This window comes from Helicobacter bilis (assembly GCF_001999985.1).
Lineage (GTDB): Bacteria > Campylobacterota > Campylobacteria > Campylobacterales > Helicobacteraceae > Helicobacter_A > Helicobacter_A rappini.
Map to the genome: position 1 here is coordinate 1,034,419 of NZ_CP019645.1, position 15,315 is coordinate 1,049,733.

Annotated in this window: 15 protein-coding genes and 2 tRNA genes; 5 read left to right on the forward strand and 12 right to left on the reverse strand. The window is 36.0% G+C overall.

From position 1 onward, the window contains the following. Positions 1-120: 120 nt before the first annotated feature. Both XJ32_RS04890 and XJ32_RS04895 read left to right on the forward strand, forming a co-directional pair. A complete protein-coding gene (locus tag XJ32_RS04890) occupies positions 121-912 on the forward strand; it encodes a metal ABC transporter ATP-binding protein (RefSeq protein ID WP_077388534.1) in 792 nt (263 codons plus the stop codon). A 3-nt stretch (positions 913-915) separates the two neighbouring features. Next, entirely contained in the window at positions 916-2,262 is a 1,347-nt protein-coding gene (locus XJ32_RS04895; RefSeq protein ID WP_077388535.1) for an FAD-dependent oxidoreductase, read from the forward strand. A gap of 167 nt (positions 2,263-2,429) precedes the next feature. Here XJ32_RS04895 and XJ32_RS04900 read toward each other — a convergent pair whose 3' ends face one another. The 12 genes from XJ32_RS04900 to XJ32_RS04950 form a co-directional block, all read right to left on the reverse strand. Beyond that, positions 2,430-2,615, reverse strand: coding sequence for a hypothetical protein (locus XJ32_RS04900; protein WP_077388536.1), 186 nt, complete (start codon positions 2,613-2,615; stop codon positions 2,430-2,432). Positions 2,616-2,618: 3 nt separating this feature from the next. Further along, on the reverse strand, positions 2,619-3,500 hold the full coding sequence (locus XJ32_RS04905; protein ID WP_077388537.1) for a homoserine O-succinyltransferase: 882 nt from the start codon (positions 3,498-3,500) through the stop codon (positions 2,619-2,621). Between the two features lie 18 nt (positions 3,501-3,518). After that, on the reverse strand, positions 3,519-4,808 hold the full coding sequence (locus XJ32_RS04910) for an O-acetylhomoserine aminocarboxypropyltransferase/cysteine synthase family protein (RefSeq protein WP_077388538.1): 1,290 nt from the start codon (positions 4,806-4,808) through the stop codon (positions 3,519-3,521). Between the two features lie 11 nt (positions 4,809-4,819). Continuing rightward, positions 4,820-4,984 carry a hypothetical protein gene (locus tag XJ32_RS11815; protein WP_155761460.1) on the reverse strand — a complete coding sequence of 55 codons (165 nt, stop codon included), beginning with the start codon at positions 4,982-4,984 and terminating at the stop codon, positions 4,820-4,822. Positions 4,985-5,411: 427 nt separating this feature from the next. After that, a complete protein-coding gene (accA, locus tag XJ32_RS04915; RefSeq protein WP_077388539.1) occupies positions 5,412-6,341 on the reverse strand; it encodes an acetyl-CoA carboxylase carboxyl transferase subunit alpha in 930 nt (309 codons plus the stop codon). Next, positions 6,341-7,594: a beta-ketoacyl-ACP synthase II gene (locus XJ32_RS04920; protein ID WP_077388540.1), complete on the reverse strand. Its 1,254-nt coding sequence runs from the start codon at positions 7,592-7,594 to the stop codon at positions 6,341-6,343. Before XJ32_RS04920 ends, accA begins: the two co-directional genes overlap by 1 nt. 46 nt (positions 7,595-7,640) lie before the next feature. Next, positions 7,641-7,880, reverse strand: a complete 240-nt coding sequence (gene acpP / locus XJ32_RS04925) for an acyl carrier protein (RefSeq protein WP_004086276.1) — start codon at positions 7,878-7,880, stop codon at positions 7,641-7,643. Positions 7,881-8,071: 191 nt separating this feature from the next. Further along, positions 8,072-9,529 carry a glycosyltransferase N-terminal domain-containing protein gene (locus XJ32_RS04930; RefSeq protein ID WP_077388541.1) on the reverse strand — a complete coding sequence of 486 codons (1,458 nt, stop codon included), beginning with the start codon at positions 9,527-9,529 and terminating at the stop codon, positions 8,072-8,074. Between the two features lie 24 nt (positions 9,530-9,553). Then, positions 9,554-10,276, reverse strand: coding sequence for a zinc ribbon domain-containing protein (locus XJ32_RS04935; protein WP_077388542.1), 723 nt, complete (start codon positions 10,274-10,276; stop codon positions 9,554-9,556). Between the two features lie 9 nt (positions 10,277-10,285). Next, on the reverse strand, positions 10,286-11,029 hold the full coding sequence (locus XJ32_RS04940; protein WP_077388543.1) for a Nif3-like dinuclear metal center hexameric protein: 744 nt from the start codon (positions 11,027-11,029) through the stop codon (positions 10,286-10,288). A gap of 94 nt (positions 11,030-11,123) precedes the next feature. Then, positions 11,124-11,714 (reverse strand): acyloxyacyl hydrolase, encoded by a 591-nt coding sequence (locus XJ32_RS12770; protein ID WP_254422494.1) that lies wholly within the window; start codon positions 11,712-11,714, stop codon positions 11,124-11,126. A gap of 142 nt (positions 11,715-11,856) precedes the next feature. After that, positions 11,857-12,918 carry a bifunctional 3,4-dihydroxy-2-butanone 4-phosphate synthase/GTP cyclohydrolase II gene (locus XJ32_RS04950; RefSeq protein WP_077388544.1) on the reverse strand — a complete coding sequence of 354 codons (1,062 nt, stop codon included), beginning with the start codon at positions 12,916-12,918 and terminating at the stop codon, positions 11,857-11,859. A 120-nt stretch (positions 12,919-13,038) separates the two neighbouring features. Between XJ32_RS04950 and XJ32_RS04955 the strand changes: the two genes are divergently transcribed. From XJ32_RS04955 to XJ32_RS04965, 3 genes are all read left to right on the forward strand, one after another. Continuing rightward, a tRNA-Gln gene (locus tag XJ32_RS04955) sits at positions 13,039-13,113 on the forward strand. A 75-nt stretch (positions 13,114-13,188) separates the two neighbouring features. Then, positions 13,189-13,265 (forward strand) — tRNA-Met (locus XJ32_RS04960). Positions 13,266-13,574: 309 nt separating this feature from the next. After that, positions 13,575-15,260 (forward strand): N-6 DNA methylase, encoded by a 1,686-nt coding sequence (locus XJ32_RS04965; protein WP_077388545.1) that lies wholly within the window; start codon positions 13,575-13,577, stop codon positions 15,258-15,260. The last annotated feature ends 55 nt before the right edge of the window (positions 15,261-15,315 follow it).

Below are 15,315 nucleotides of genomic sequence, written 5' to 3' on the forward strand. Positions count from 1 at the left end.
TTTATGTGGTATGATTCGACTTAATATCTTTTCTTTTTGCAATATAAAATGATAGAATTTTTACTTAAATTATAAATATAAAAATTATATGCAATGTAGAATCTTGACTAAGGGGAGAATATGAAACAAACATATATGCAAAAAGATGAGAACGATTCGCATACAATAGATAAACCACCTATTATTATAGGTAAAAATGTTTCTTTTAGTTACAATGGGGAAAAAATTTTTGAATCTGTAAATTTCGAGATTTTACACAAAGAATTTCTAGGAATCATAGGTCCAAATGGTGGCGGAAAAACAACTTTTATAAAAATTTTACTTGGACTTTTACCAGATTTTACAGGCGAGATTCACTATCCAAATAGAGATCTTTTTGCAAATAAAAAAGATATAGGTTATGTGCCACAAAACACACAAATCAATATAAATTTTCCCATAATGGTAATAGAAATAGTAGAAATGGGTATATTAGAAACAAGAATATTTGGATATAGAGTAAATAAGAAACAAAGAATGCGGACTTTTGAGATTCTAAGCAAACTAGGTATTGAGAATCTTGCATATAAAAAAGTCAGTGATCTAAGCGGCGGACAAAGACAAAGAGTGTTTATAGCCCGTGCATTAATCGGCAATCCAAAGCTGTTAATTTTAGATGAACCAACATCAAATATAGACACACAAACGCAACTTGAGATATATAAAATATTAAAAACAATTAACGAATTTCATACTATAATTACGATCAGTCACGATATACCCATAACTTTAGAGTATGCGACAAGAATTTTGCATATTAATAGGGCAATTCATAGCCATGAAACACCACACATTACGCTGAATAAAGATGGTCATATTTGTGAAATAGATATTTTTCAAGATTTTGCAAAGAATTGTAGCGAAGGGAGATAGGTAATGAATGAGTTTGATGTCGTCATTATTGGCGGTGGAGTGAGTGGTTGTTGCACTTTTTACACATTAACAGAATATAGCGATATAAAGAAAATCGCAATCATAGAAAAAGAAACAAAACTAGCACAAATAAGCTCAAGCCATAAGGCAAATTCACAAACAATACATGATGGTTCTATAGAAACAAATTATAGTGCTGAAAAAGCCAGAAAAGTAAAGTTATCCGCACAAAAAGTTCGCAATTTTTGTTTGAAAGAAAACCTGCAAAACAAAGTCATTTATAATATGCAAAAAATGGCAATAGGTGTGGGTGATCATGAATGTGAAGTTATGACGAAAAGACATGAAGATTTTCAACATATTTTTCCCGGGTTAAAATTTTATACAAAAGAAGATATTAAGGTTATGGAGCCAAAAGTTATAGAAGGGAAAAGTGGTGGGGATAGACCTGAAAATGTAGTTGGTTCTGGTTTTGATTCTGATTGGTGTGCAGTAAATTATGAGGCTTTGAGTGAGTATTTCATACAAAAAGCAAAAGACAAAAATCCACAAAATGAAGTATTTTTAGGCTTTCGTGTCAATAGGATTGAAGCAAAGAATACAGGTTATGCTGTTGTTGGTGCAGATGGCAGAGAGATTTATGCGAAATTTGTGCTTGTTGATGCTGGTTCATATTCATTGCCTCTTGCTCAAAGGGCTGGTTATGGTTTAGATCTTGGTTGTTTGCCTGTTGGCGGTGAGTTTTATTTCGCACCAAATCTTTTAAAGGGAAAAGTGTATGGTGTGCAAAATCCTAAGCTTCCATTTGCAGCATTGCATGGTGACCCTGATGTATTCGTGGAGGGTAAAACAAGACTTGGACCAACCGCACTTGCTACACTGCGACTTGAGAATAGCAAACATTTCTTTGATGTCCTTAGCCCAGATTTATTAAAGCTTGATCTACACCTAGATGTGATTAAAGTTACTTATGATTTATTGAGTGATTCTGAAATTAGGAATTATATCTTGCGTAATATTTTCTTCCATCTGCCTTTCTTTGGCAAAAGGCTTTTCATAAAAGACGCACAAAAGATTATCCCTTCACTGAAACTAGAAGACATTACATTTGCGAAAGGCTATGGTGAAGTGCGACCACAAGTCGTTGATAGGACAGCTAAAAAACTTGAGTTAGGTGAAAAGAAGATACGCACAGGAAAAGGCATGACTTTCAATATGACACCTTCACCGGGTGCGACCTCATGTTTGCAAAATGCAATGATAGATTCTGAAGAAATCGTTGCATTTTTACACGCAAACTTTGATAAAGAAAGATTCTTAAAAGAATTATCACCAGAAGAATTGCAATAGATTTATATCTGTCAATCTATGTGGGAGATTGTAATCCCACAATCTACTTTTTCTACTATTTTTCAAAGACTGATGAAGCACATCGATATACATATAAGAGAATGAGTGTATTCTCTTACTTGTAGCTTTTTACATTGATTAAAAATTTAATGATTGTCGCAGCTCACTTAAAAATGCGAAAGTTTTTTAGAATCTTGTTTGTAAATTGACTTTATATATATTGGATTCTGAAAGCCATTTTTTGCACCCCGATGATGATATTTAGGATTTTGTAGGTTTATTAATGCTTGCAGCTTTGCTTTTGTGTCTTGCATTTTTGCACGATTTTTACTTGATTCTATTTGTTGATACACACCCTATAACACAAAAGGCGTGTCCTGATACACAGAAAAATTAAGCCAATTTGAGAAAAGCACACTCGCACTTGACTTCCACGAGAGTATCGGCTCCCCATCTTCTCCAAAATAATCAAGCGGTTTTGCTATCTCTAAGCCTTTATTTATATCTCGCTCATATTCCAAACGCAATGTGTCTTTAGCGTATTCTGGGTGGGCTAGGATATAAAAGTCCTTTTCATCTTTTAACGCGCTAATGCCACAAAGCTCGCTCTCTAATAGAATCTTAAGTTTAGAGTTTCTAACCGCATTTTCATCAATCCCAGCGTGTCTTGAATGGGGCATTCTCACAATAGAATCTAGCCCATTTAAAAGCAAATCTTGCGTAACAATTTTGTGTGGAAACACACCAAACACTTTGCTATCTAGCATAACCTTTTCAATGTTATGGAAGTGATATAGCCCTGCCATAGCCCCCCAGCATAGATACATCGTGCTTGTGCAATGGCTTTTGAGATAGTCCATAATCTCTTGTATCTCACTCCAATACGCCACATTTTCAAACTCCAAATGCTCAATGGGCGCACCTGTAACAATCGCTCCATCAAACCGCCGCCCTTTAACTTCGCTAAAATTCACATAGAATCTATCTAAATGGCTTTTTGGCGTGTTTGTGCCGATGTAACTTGCTGTGGATAAAAGCGTGATTTTCACCTGCAAAGGCGAGTTTGCAAGCAGACTTAGAATCTGATTTTCTGTTTCAATCTTTGTAGGCATAAGGTTGATTAAAAGCACTTCAAGCGTCCTAATATCTTGCGTTTTAGCCCTTTTTGCCCCCATAATAAAGGCATTTTGACTAAGCAGGGAATAGGCTGGAATATCTTCTGGGATAACAATGGGCATTTTTGCTCCTTTTAGATTCTATTTTTCTATTGCCTGTTTTAAATCGGCGATTAAATCCTTGCTAGATTCTAGCCCTATGCTTAGTCTAATCGTGCAGGGTGTGATACCCCCGCTTTGAAGCTCTTTTTCACTTAGTTGAGAATGCGTAGTAGAAGCGGGGTGAATGATTAAAGACTTTGAATCCCCGATATTTACCACCATAGCAAAAATCTCTGTGCTATTGCAAATCTTTTGTGCCGCCTCATAACTTTGTGCTTCAAAGCTAATGAGCCCGGAGCTTTGAGAATCTGCATAATATTTTTGCAAAAGGGCGTGATATGGGCTAGATTCTAATCCCGGATAGGCTACACTTTTAACCAAGCTATGAGATTCTAAGAATCTTGCTACATCTAAGGCATTTTGACTATGCTTTTTAATGCGAAGTTCCAAAGTTTCTAGCCCTTGTAATAGAATCCACGCTGATTGCGGGGAGAGTGTCGCACCGATATTTCTAAGCCATTCAGTGATAAGGCGAATGCTAAAGCAAGGCAGGGGTAGTGAAGCATAGACTAGCCCGTGATAACTCGCATCTGGGGTATTAAACGCAGGATAGCGTGGGTTATCTTTAAGTAGCTCGTTGAGTCCTGCTCGCTCAATCACAGCTCCGCCCAATGCACTGCCCTGCCCATTGACATACTTACTAAGGCTATGCACGGAAATATCCACGCCAAAATCAAAAGGCTTGTGTAAAAAGGCAGTCGCCACCGTGTTATCACAAATGCTTATAATGCCGTGCTTTTTAGCAATGGCGGTAATAGCGGTGCTATCAGCGATTGAAATAATGGGATTTGAAATGCTTTCAAAAAAAATCGCCTTTGTTTTAGAATCTATCACAGATTCTAAAGAAGCGATATTATCAATATCAAATGTCCTAGCCTCAATGCCAAAGCGTTTCAGCGTATGGGTAAAAAGCGTTTGTGTACCGCCATAGATTTTATTCGCAAAGATGATATTATCGCCACTCTCCGCACAATTTGCTATCGCATAGAAAATCGCCGCACTCCCACTTGAAGTAGGCACGCCAAAGATTCCACCCTCAACCGCTGCAAGTCTCGCACCTAGCACATCGGTTGTTGGGTTTGTCAAACGCGTGTAGATATTGCCTAGCTCTTTTAGTCCAAATCGTGCTGCGGCTTGCTCTAAACTCTCAAAGCAATAAGCGGTGTTTTGATAGATTGGCACACTCATTGTGCGTTGCGTGTCATAGGTGTATCCTGCGTGCAGGGCGAGTGTGTCTTGGGTGTAGTGAGTATGCTTTAAATTTGCCATTGTTGTTCTCCTTATTTTGTGTTTGTCTTTTTGGTGTTTTTTGCAGATTTGCAAGTGTGGATTTGTTGCTCCGCAACTGCATCTGCGGTGTCGGCTCGGTCATTTGCCTTTAGCAAACTCCCTTCGCCTCCACCTTGAAAACTACAAAACGAAGTTTCTTTAGAAAAATCACTCAAAAATACTGCCGCAAAACTACTTTTCGCTTCTTTGGTGCTTGTAGAATCTTTGTCGATTTAGAATCTACATTTCTACTAGCTTTTACCTAAAAAACCTTGTTTTTGCTTTAAAGATTCTAACCTTGTGAGACTTTATTTATTTCACATTAAAGTAATATAGAATTATTTTTAAAAAATATTCTAAACTTTAAAATATAGAATCTTACTTTAGAAATTAAGTTCTAAATTAATAGGCATATTAACACAAAAAAATGAAAATACAATATGTAATATATAAAAAATTACAAAAAATATAAAGAATGTTACTTTTTTAATCTATTGAAATATGGCTAATTAGTTTCTGTGTGTTATTAAAAAAAATAAAAATGTGAGTAAATAGGGGGCGACTCAATAAGTCTAAATGAGTTTGTGATGTTTGCTATTTAAGCTATTGTTGAAAAGAGCCATAACGCATAAGCTTGTCATAGCGTTTTGCAAGATGGTTTGGAGTGTTTCTTATTTGTTCTAAAGATTCAAGAAAATAAGCCTTGATTTTCTCTGCAGCTGCTACTTTATCTCTGTGAGCGCCACTCAAAGGTTCTTGTATGATATCATCGATTAAGTTAGCTTTTTTTAATTCTTGTGGAGTTATTTTCATAGCTTTTGTTGCGGCTTCAATCTTTGTTGGATCATTCCACAAAATCGCAGCACAACCCTCTGGGGATATAACGCTAAAGATAGAATACTCCATCATGGCTAACCTATCTGCTACGCCGATAGCTAAAGCACCACCGCTTCCACCTTCACCAATAACAATGGATATAGTTGGCACTTGTAGCATGGCAAAATCCTGCAGATTCTTTGCGATAGCTTCGCTCTGCCCTCTCTCTTCAGCTCCAAGCCCGGGATAAGCCCCCGCAGTATCGACAAGCATAAGCACAGGAATATTAAATTTTTCTGCCATTTTTGCTATTCTCAACGCCTTGCGATAGCCTTCTGGGTGGGGCATACCAAAGTTTCTTGTAATCTTATTTTTTGTGCCACGCCCCTTTTCTTCGCCGATAACAATAACGCGTTCGTTCTCAATCTTTCCCAAAAAGCATACTATTGCCTTATCATCTCGAAAATGGCGATCGCCAAAAATCTCATAAGAATCTTGCATAATCAATTCAATATAATCAAGGGCGTAGGGTCTGTCTGGATGTCTTGCTAATTGTAATTTTTGATAGTCATTCAAATTTGCATAGATTTTTTTCATTTCATCTTGCAAGTCTTTTTGTAGAATTGACACTGCGGCATTATCATTTCGCAATGTTGCTGATTCTATATCTTCTTGTAAAAGCTTTAAACGCTGCTCAAAATCTAAATATGTAGCCATTATTGACACTTTTTGAAAATCACAACACCATTTGTGCCACCAAAGCCAAATGAATTACTCATAACACTTTGAAGTGTAGCGGAACGAGCGACATTTGGGACATAGTCAAGATCGCAGAGATCATCTTTTTCTTCTTGATTAATAGTTGGTGGTATTACGCCTTTTTCCATAGCCATAAGCGATATAACCGCTTCAATAGCACCAGCTGCACCTAAACAATGCCCTATTTGTCCTTTTGTAGAGCTGACAGGTGGGACATCGTTGTCAAATACACGCTTTAATGCTTGAGTTTCATGCACATCATTATAATATGTGCTTGTGCCATGTGCATTCACATAGTCGGGCTTAATATTTGCCATTTGCAAGGCTTGTTTCATAGCGCGATACGCACCCTCGCCTTCTGGAGCAGGGGTTGTAATATGATTTGCATCACCACTCTCACCAAAGCCACATAACTCACCATAAATATATGCACCACGCGATTTTGCACTCTCATAATCTTCAAGCACCAATGCACCTGCACCTTCACCCATAACAAAACCATCGCGTTTTTTGTCAAATGGTCTTGATGCTTTGCTAGGCGTATCATTACATACACTCAAAGCCTTCATAGCCGCAAATCCACCAATGCCTATTTCACAAACAGAAGATTCTGCACCTACAACAAGCATTCTATCAGCACAGCCAAGCATAATAGTCTTAGCCGCTTCAATAATGCCATGTGTGCCTGCTGCACATGCAGTAACGCTTGAAAGATTCGGTCCTTTAATCCTATGTGCGATAGATACAAAGCCGCCAAGCATATTCACAAGTGCAGATGGAATGAAAAAGGGGCTAATGCGTCTTACACCCTTTGTATGCCATGCAATAGCATTGTTTTGAATGTTTTCCAAGCCACCTATGCCTGAAGCAGAGCTAATACCAAAGCGGTCGGCAACATCTGGCAAAACTTCTAAGTTTGCATTCGCAAACGACTGCTTACCTCGTGTTATGCTATCTTGCAAGGCTTCCCTAGCAGATAACAAACCAAGCTGGATAAATCTATGTGCCTTTTTCACTTCTCTAGCATCAAGGACAGATTCTGGATCAAAGCCAACGACTTCGCCTGCAATTTGCACGGGAAAATCTGTAATATCAAAAGATTCTATTCTTCTAATGCCACAATTTCCCTTTACAATATTGTCAAATGCAACATCTTTATTTAGCCCCAAAGCATTCACCATGCCAATGCCCGTTACTACAACTCTTCGCAATATGGCTCCTTAAGCACAAATAAGTATAAAGTTTAAGTAACTCGACTTACTTATTCGCAAGAATATAATCTACAACATTTTGCACGGTTTTAATTTTTTCTGCTTCTTCATCTGGAATCTTAATATTAAATTTTTCTTCCAATGCCATGATAAACTCAACAACATCAAGGCTATCTGCATTCAAATCTTTTGTAAAATCAGACTCCGGCTTAATCTCATCTGCTGCAACTTTAAGCTCACTTGCTACTAAATCTTTCACTTGATTATAAACTTCGATAGAATCCATACCTAAACTCCTAATTTTAAATTACTTCTTAAGTCATATTGTAGTCATACTCACTGCTTAAGAAAAGCAAAATTATACATAATAAGTGTTAATAATATCTATAAACTTAGCTATATAACAAAATATTATAATATTTTCTTGCAATGCTTATTTGTATATCAACTCTTATTGAATGTTTTATTAAGTCTAATTTATTCTAAAATACTCTCAATCATATTATGACACAAATCTTTATTAACCGAAGAAGTCATAAGCTGTTTGTAATGATGAAGTAACATTTGCAATGAATGAGAGTTATCTATCAAATAGTAATTTTGAATATATGCAAACAATGCTTTTTGATTAAAAATCTCTGTGCCACTTATTAGCACATTGGCGAAAGTGGCTGGTTCAAGCGGATTATGCCCCCCAACTTTTGCAAATGCCCCACCAAGTATCACAATATCGCTGATTGCATAAAAATTAATGAGAGAACCCATCGTATCAACAAGCAAAATATCCGCATGAATCAGATCTAAGTCTAGTGTAGAATCATTTTGCAATTCACTAAGACACATGGTCTTTCCATATTGTTTGCAAAGCTGAAATACAGACTGAAACCGCTCAGGGTGTCGTGGCACAATGACTAATAGATTTTTTTTAGAATCTTTTTTTATTGTCGTATAGTCTTTAGTGGCGTTGTGAAGATGGGTTTTACATTCATATTCTTTATTGTGATTATTTATAGAATCTAGATTCTCTACCATTTGAGTGGGTGCAGGGTGCAAGGGTGCAAACTTTATAGAATCTAGATTCTTGTCATTTTGAGTATCCAAAACGAGTGAAAAATCTTTTTTAGATTCTGTATTTTTAGACATTTCGCTTTGCTTAATATGACAAGGTTTAGATTCCATATTTTCTAAAACTTCACTATCACTTTCCCATAATGCCTTTGCCTTACTCCACGCATTTAGCACAAATTCTTCCTCGTTTGCATGTGTGCTTGCTGCAACAATGATTAAAGATTCTGGTTTTTTATACGCTATCTTTGGTTTTATAGGGTTTAATAGCTTGAGATTCCCGATTGTTTTTACATTTTTTGCCCCCAAACTCTTTAGCCTTTCTGTGTCTTCATCGCTTTGAGATAATACAGAATCAACAAATGAAAAAAAATGTTTATAAAAGATTCTAAGCTTTTGATAGCGTTTTACGCTACGCGTTGAGATTCTAGCATTAACTAATTTTGTAGTCGCCCCCTTATGCTTTGCATATACAAATAGCATAAGCCAAAGTTCGGCTTCAAACACAAAAAGCTTTTTACATGTCGGTGTAAATAATGGGATAAAGGTCTCAAAAGGCAAATAATCAATGCTAAGATTCTCATATTTTGCATAAAGGTCTTGTGCCTGTTTATATCCAGTCTGTGTGATAACACTAAGAAATATGCTTTGTGTTTTGGGGATAGATTCTATAAGGGTTTGCAGGGACTGCACCTCGCCCACAGAACAAGCATGTAGCCATATATCATAGCTTTCTTTTGAGTGATTTTTGGGGATTAAAAAACGAAGTGGAATGCTTTTTTTATATTTTTCTCTTAATGATAAAACACAAAGCAAGGGCAATGCAAGAACATGCAAGAAACATAAAAGAGTGTAATAAATAAAAGTCATTATGCCTTGTCTTTGGTTAGGTCTTTAACTCTTGCTTTCAACTAGAGCAGAATCATAAAGAATGCGACCACAATGTGGGCAATGCACGATCTCATCGCCCCTTCTAACATCTGCAATATTTTTATCATTTAGCTTGATAAAGCAACCACCACAAGCTTCTTTATACATGGAGATAACGCTTGTATTTCCCGCCCATTTTCGAATCTTTTCATACAATCTTAGCACCGTTGTTTCCATATCTAATGCAGCTTTTGTCCGTTTGGCACTCACCTCATCTTGTTGCTTTTTAATCTCTTGGACTGCTTCATTGCAGCCAGATTCCATACCGCTAATCTCTTCATCAAGCTTTATGACATTAGAATCAAGTGTAGCAATCTTATCTTTTGCCGCTTGTATGCCTTTCTCAAGGGCTTCAATCTCATTGTTAAAGCTTATGCTTTTTTCTCGCAATATGCCTTCTTCCATATCAAGATTTTTCATCTCTTTTTCGCTTTTGCTTTCTTGGATTTTATTGCGAATGCGTTCAATATCTGCAGTAATCACAGCAAATTCATCATTATTTTTTGCAAGAGATTCTTCATTCCTTGCAATGAGTGCTTCTAATTCTTGCTTTTCTTTTAAAGCTTTTGTTTTTTCAGATATTTTTTCGTTCATTGGGGCTTTTTTTTGCTCGATAAGAGGATCATATTTTGACACCTCTAAATCAAGGCGATTTACTTCAATGAGTTTTTCAAGATTTTTATTCATGCAATGCTCCTAAATATAGCAAAATGGATTGTGTGAATTTGTAATTATAGCTTGAATATAGTGTTTTTGTAAAGCTTTTGCTAGTAAATCACTGAAAATACACTCACTTTCAAAGTGTGGAACATCAATAAAGCTAATGCCCTCACTTGCAGCAATCATAGCATCATGATATTTAATATCGCCTGTGATAATGCAATCCCCCTTATTTGCGATTTTATAGGCAGTGGCATTACTCCCACATGTAATGTAGAGGTTATGTATCATATTATCTTTTTGCGTATAGCGAAGTGTATCTAATCCCAATATATTTTTTATATGCGTAGCAAGAGAATAGGTGCTTAATGGTGTGCTTGTGCTATAAATAAGGCTAAAATCTTTCTCACCATTTGGGGTAAAGTTTAGAGATTCTAAGCATAATTTTGTAGCAAAGGCTTTGTTTAAATGCGTTTTATCAAAGTTTGTATGCATGGCTATGACGCTAATTTTCTTTTGCAGACATAGCTCAATGAGATTTGCAGGATATGTATCAGTTTGTATGGTCTTTAATGCTTTAAAGATTAAGGGGTGATGCACGATAAGCAAACTTTCATTTTCTATCGCATTAACCACTTGCATATCAAGTTCTAATGCAATATAGACTTGTTTGCACTCTATTTGCATATTACCGATATTTAATCCACTATTATCCCATTCTGCTTGCATGATAAAAGGACTTATTGAATCAAGTATCCCATAAATTTCTAAAACTTTCATGTTTAACCGCCTATTGAAATTGTGAAATTAAGATAAGATTCTATAGCTCAATTAATGCAAAATCTATATTTTATACTTACAATTCATAAAATAGTTAAAAACTATATCCAACACTCACGCCAAAGAAATTAAAGCCTTTGTTTAAAGGAGTTAAATCGCCATTTGAGTAATGTTTCACAAAAATCTCACAGGATATACCCCCCCCCCCCTTATTTGCCACGGCATAATTATAACCAATAAAGACTTTTTCCCCAAAAGTAAAAGCAGAGTTCATGCGAGAATCTAAAAGTGTGCGAATGTAGATTCCAATACCAACTCCAGCATAAAAGTTTGTGCGTGGTATTGATAACACAATATCTTGTGATACACCAAAGATTAATTGATTAAGGGCTTTTTCACTCCCACTACCAAGAAAGCCCTCAAGCTCTAAAACCATTCTAGCAGGTAATCCAAAAAATGTATTAGGCTGTCCATAATGAAGCCCTATTGCACTAAGCCTTGAAAAGCCACTTCCTGAAAAATCTTGAGCAAACACGATCTTTGCTAAATGCTTTTTATCATTAAAATTTGCATTATAATCTATCCAACGAGACTTTTCCTTGCTTACTTCATTATGAGTTTCATTATTTTCTAAAGCATACGCAAAAGCACAAATAGACACAAACAAAATAAAAACACATCTCATACACAAAACCCCAACAATTATTATTAGTTAATTACTCAAAAAAGGCGGATTATATAGGAAAAACTATAAAATACAGCTTAATCCTTACATGCCATTTTTACCAGCATCTTACTCTCTAAGCAAACATACAATCAAGATTCTTTCACACTTCAATGCTTTGTTGCAAATGCAAATCAAAGCCGCTTAGGGCATTATAGCTTTTATTTGCATTTGCACAATGAGAGCTAAGAAGTGTGAAGTCTTTCACACCAAGTGATTTTAGAATCTGTGCACCGATTCCAAAGTCTTTAATATCACCACAATTTTTTGCGATATTGCCATTTGCGTTATCTTTATCGCTATTAAGACACACAAGATAGCCACCCTGCTGGGAGAGCAACTCTATACTTTTTTGCAGGGCTTGCCATTCACTAGAATCTGTCAAAAGGGCAATATCGCTACTTGTATTGTGGAATCTAATGAGCGGCGTTGTAGCCTGTGGGCTAAAGCTAAAGGCAATATGTTCATTTTCTAAATGATCTAAAAATGTGATTTTCTCGCACTCTTGTGCCATAAACACCGCCTTTTCACGCGAAGTTTCACGCACGAGATTTTCAAAATTTAAGCGATATTGAATGATGTCGCTGACATAGAGAATCTTTAGGTTATGAGTTTTAGCAAAATCAAGTAGGAATTTATCCCCCCGCCCTGCCATCGTGCCATCTTTTTTCATAATCTCACAAATCACACTAATGGGTGCAAGCCCCGCAAGTCTGCAAATATCTACACTCGCTTCTGTATGTCCTGTGCGGATAAGTGTGCCACCACTCTTAGCAATGAGCGGGAAAATATGCCCCGGACGCACAAAATCGCTTGGCTTTGCGTTGTTATCACACATAAGACGGATTGTTAAATCCCTCTCATACGCAGAAATGCCTGTCTTTGCTTCCTTGGCATCAATAGATATGGTGAAGGCGGTTTCGTGGTTGCTATCATTTCTTTTTACCATTGGGGGCAGGTCTAGCTTATGGGCTAGCTCTTGCGTGATAGATACGCAAATAAGTCCCCTTGCTTCTTGAGCCATAAAATTGATTTTCTCTGGTGTGGAAAAGATTCCAGCCATTACCAAATCGCCTTCATTTTCTCTATCTTCATCGTCCATTATGATGATCATTTCACCTTTTTTAATCGCCTCTATGGCGTCTTTCATACGCGTTTGATACATTAGATTAAATACTCCGTAATAACATTTTTAAAAATTATATCAATTTTATTTGACTTTTTAGCAAAACTATGATATGATTTCGCCTTTAACTTCTAACTTCAAGCAAAAGAAGCAAAGCGTTGGGGTATCGCCAAGCGGTAAGGCACCTGGTTTTGGTCCAGGCATTCCGAGGTTCGAATCCTTGTACCCCAGCCAAATATGCAAATTACTACCAAATTTACTTCTAATAGATTTGCTTAATGTGAAGTTATCTTTGATATTTTTGAGTAACGCGGGGTAGAGCAGCCAGGTAGCTCGTTGGGCTCATAACCCAAAGGTCGGGGGTTCAAATCCCTCCTCCGCAACCATTCTCTGCAAGTGAAGCTTATTCTCATGCAATAATACTGATTTTCCAAGTGAAAATTGTTCTCATGTTAATCCTTTCAAAATGAAATTGACTTTACTGGCGTTTTATCTTATTTCTCCCCTTACAAGATAGCACCAAGTAAGGTATTTATTTTAAGTAGGGCATTTATTTTTCTCTATTATCTTAGTTTTACCTTAGAATCTTTATCCATAAAATTTAGCTATAATACAACTCTTGTTTTTACCCATTCATTTAAAATCATATAAATGAGAATCATTAAAACCAAACCCATAAGACCAAAAGGTATATTGTGAAAAAATTGCTTGATTGTTTTGACTATCTCAAACGCTATCATTCTGATTTGCTTGATGTTGTAAGCATTATGCTTGAGCTTTTTATCTTTAAGAGGGAAAATGCTAAAATGCTAGAAGACATGATTGCAAAATCTAGCAAAAGAAAGACAATTAAAGAAGACTTTCATGCAATATTACACAATCTCATAGGAGAAGAATTATATGTGCCTATAAGCAGTAATGCAAATATCTCTAAGATTCTAAAAACGCTTTTACAAAGTAGCACAGAATTGCATAATATCACGCAATTCCTACATATTATCTCACAGAAACGCACGACAAACAAACTCTATTACTACTCTACACCACGAGAAGTTAATGATTTATTAGCATTATTGCTAGATTTACAAGATAATGATGAGGTATATAATCCATGCTATGGTATTGGCAGTATCTTTTTATCCTTAGGGAATCTTAATCCAAATATCCATTTATATGGAGAAGAGTTAGATGAAAGGCTATCAAATATCGCAAGGTTAATCGCAAGATTCACGCAAATAAAAGACTATAAACTCTATGTGAATGATATTTTAAAGCAACCTGTCTTTAAAGCGGGAAGTATCTTGCGACAATTTAATAAGGTGATTTGTAATCCACCGCTTTACGCACACATGGGAGTAGAACAATTAAAAGGCGATGAAAGATTCAGTAAAATTGGCATACTTGCTAAAAATTACCCAGAATTAGTGTTTCTAACACACGCCCTAGCACATTTAAAGCAAAGGGGAGTTTTCATTGTCCGCAATCAAACCTTGCAAAAAAGCTTTTTAGAGGAAAAACTTCGCGATAAGCTTGTAAAAGAGCGTATGATAGAAGCTGTTATTGAATTACCTAAAAATATCTTCCCACACCAAGCCTGTGATTTTTCTGTGCTTGTTATCTCTCATAATAATAAAGAGATTCTGCATATTAATGCGAATAATCCACATTTTTACACCAAAGATGGCAAATATAATCGACTAAGACATATTGATGAAATTGCTAATCTATTTAAACAAAAAAAAGAGAGTGAATTTTCAAAAATCACAAATATAAAAGATGTAAAAACGCATGATTTAAGGGCTAGTTATTATCTTGCTTCTAAGATGATACATACAAATGAATTATTATTAGCTGATATGGGGGCAACAATTTTTCGTGGGCAAAGAGTGCATGGGGGTAGTAAAGATTCTGAAATTACATATTATGATGTAGGTATAGCGGATTTTTCTGTATGTGGATTTAGCACAAAGTTTAGTCATAAAAAGATGAGTGGGGATAAGCAAAAGATACAAAAATATCGATTAAAACCCTATGATATTTTACTCTCACTTCGCAGCATTGTCCCAAAAGTTACCATACTTGGAGAATGTATAAAAGATCACATTGCTGTGGCAAATGCGGGGATTTTGATTCTAAGATTAGCAGATAAAAATAAAGCTATTGGACTTTATTGCTATTTCTTTTCAAATGAGGGCTTTACACATTTAAAAAGGATTTATGAGCAAAGTGGGGAGGGCATGGTATATATTAATGAATTACTAGCGAGTTCTATACCGCCACGCTATCTTTTAGAAGGTAAAAAGAGAATGCAAGAGATAGAATCTCTAAAGCATGAGTTTGAATCGCTTGAGACAAAATTGCAAGATTTAAAACAAACATAAAAATATAATTGTTTAATTTTTCGTTACAATTCTATCTTTATTCTAATGGAGCATA

Excerpts from the sequence above, each read along its gene's own strand:
- XJ32_RS04890 (WP_077388534.1), top strand. The coding sequence starts at position 121 with ATGAAACAAACATATATGCAAAAAGATGAGAACGATTCGCATACAATA.
- XJ32_RS04895 (WP_077388535.1), top strand. The coding sequence starts at position 916 with ATGAATGAGTTTGATGTCGTCATTATTGGCGGTGGAGTGAGTGGTTGT.
- XJ32_RS04905 (WP_077388537.1), bottom strand. The coding sequence starts at position 3,500 with ATGCCCATTGTTATCCCAGAAGATATTCCAGCCTATTCCCTGCTTAGT.
- XJ32_RS04910 (WP_077388538.1), bottom strand. The coding sequence starts at position 4,808 with ATGGCAAATTTAAAGCATACTCACTACACCCAAGACACACTCGCCCTG.
- accA (WP_077388539.1), bottom strand. The coding sequence starts at position 6,341 with ATGGCTACATATTTAGATTTTGAGCAGCGTTTAAAGCTTTTACAAGAA.
- acpP (WP_004086276.1), bottom strand. The coding sequence starts at position 7,880 with ATGGATTCTATCGAAGTTTATAATCAAGTGAAAGATTTAGTAGCAAGT.
- XJ32_RS04930 (WP_077388541.1), bottom strand. The coding sequence starts at position 9,529 with ATGACTTTTATTTATTACACTCTTTTATGTTTCTTGCATGTTCTTGCA.
- XJ32_RS04935 (WP_077388542.1), bottom strand. The coding sequence starts at position 10,276 with ATGAATAAAAATCTTGAAAAACTCATTGAAGTAAATCGCCTTGATTTA.
- XJ32_RS04940 (WP_077388543.1), bottom strand. The coding sequence starts at position 11,029 with ATGAAAGTTTTAGAAATTTATGGGATACTTGATTCAATAAGTCCTTTT.
- XJ32_RS12770 (WP_254422494.1), bottom strand. The coding sequence starts at position 11,714 with ATGAGATGTGTTTTTATTTTGTTTGTGTCTATTTGTGCTTTTGCGTAT.
- XJ32_RS04950 (WP_077388544.1), bottom strand. The coding sequence starts at position 12,918 with ATGTATCAAACGCGTATGAAAGACGCCATAGAGGCGATTAAAAAAGGT.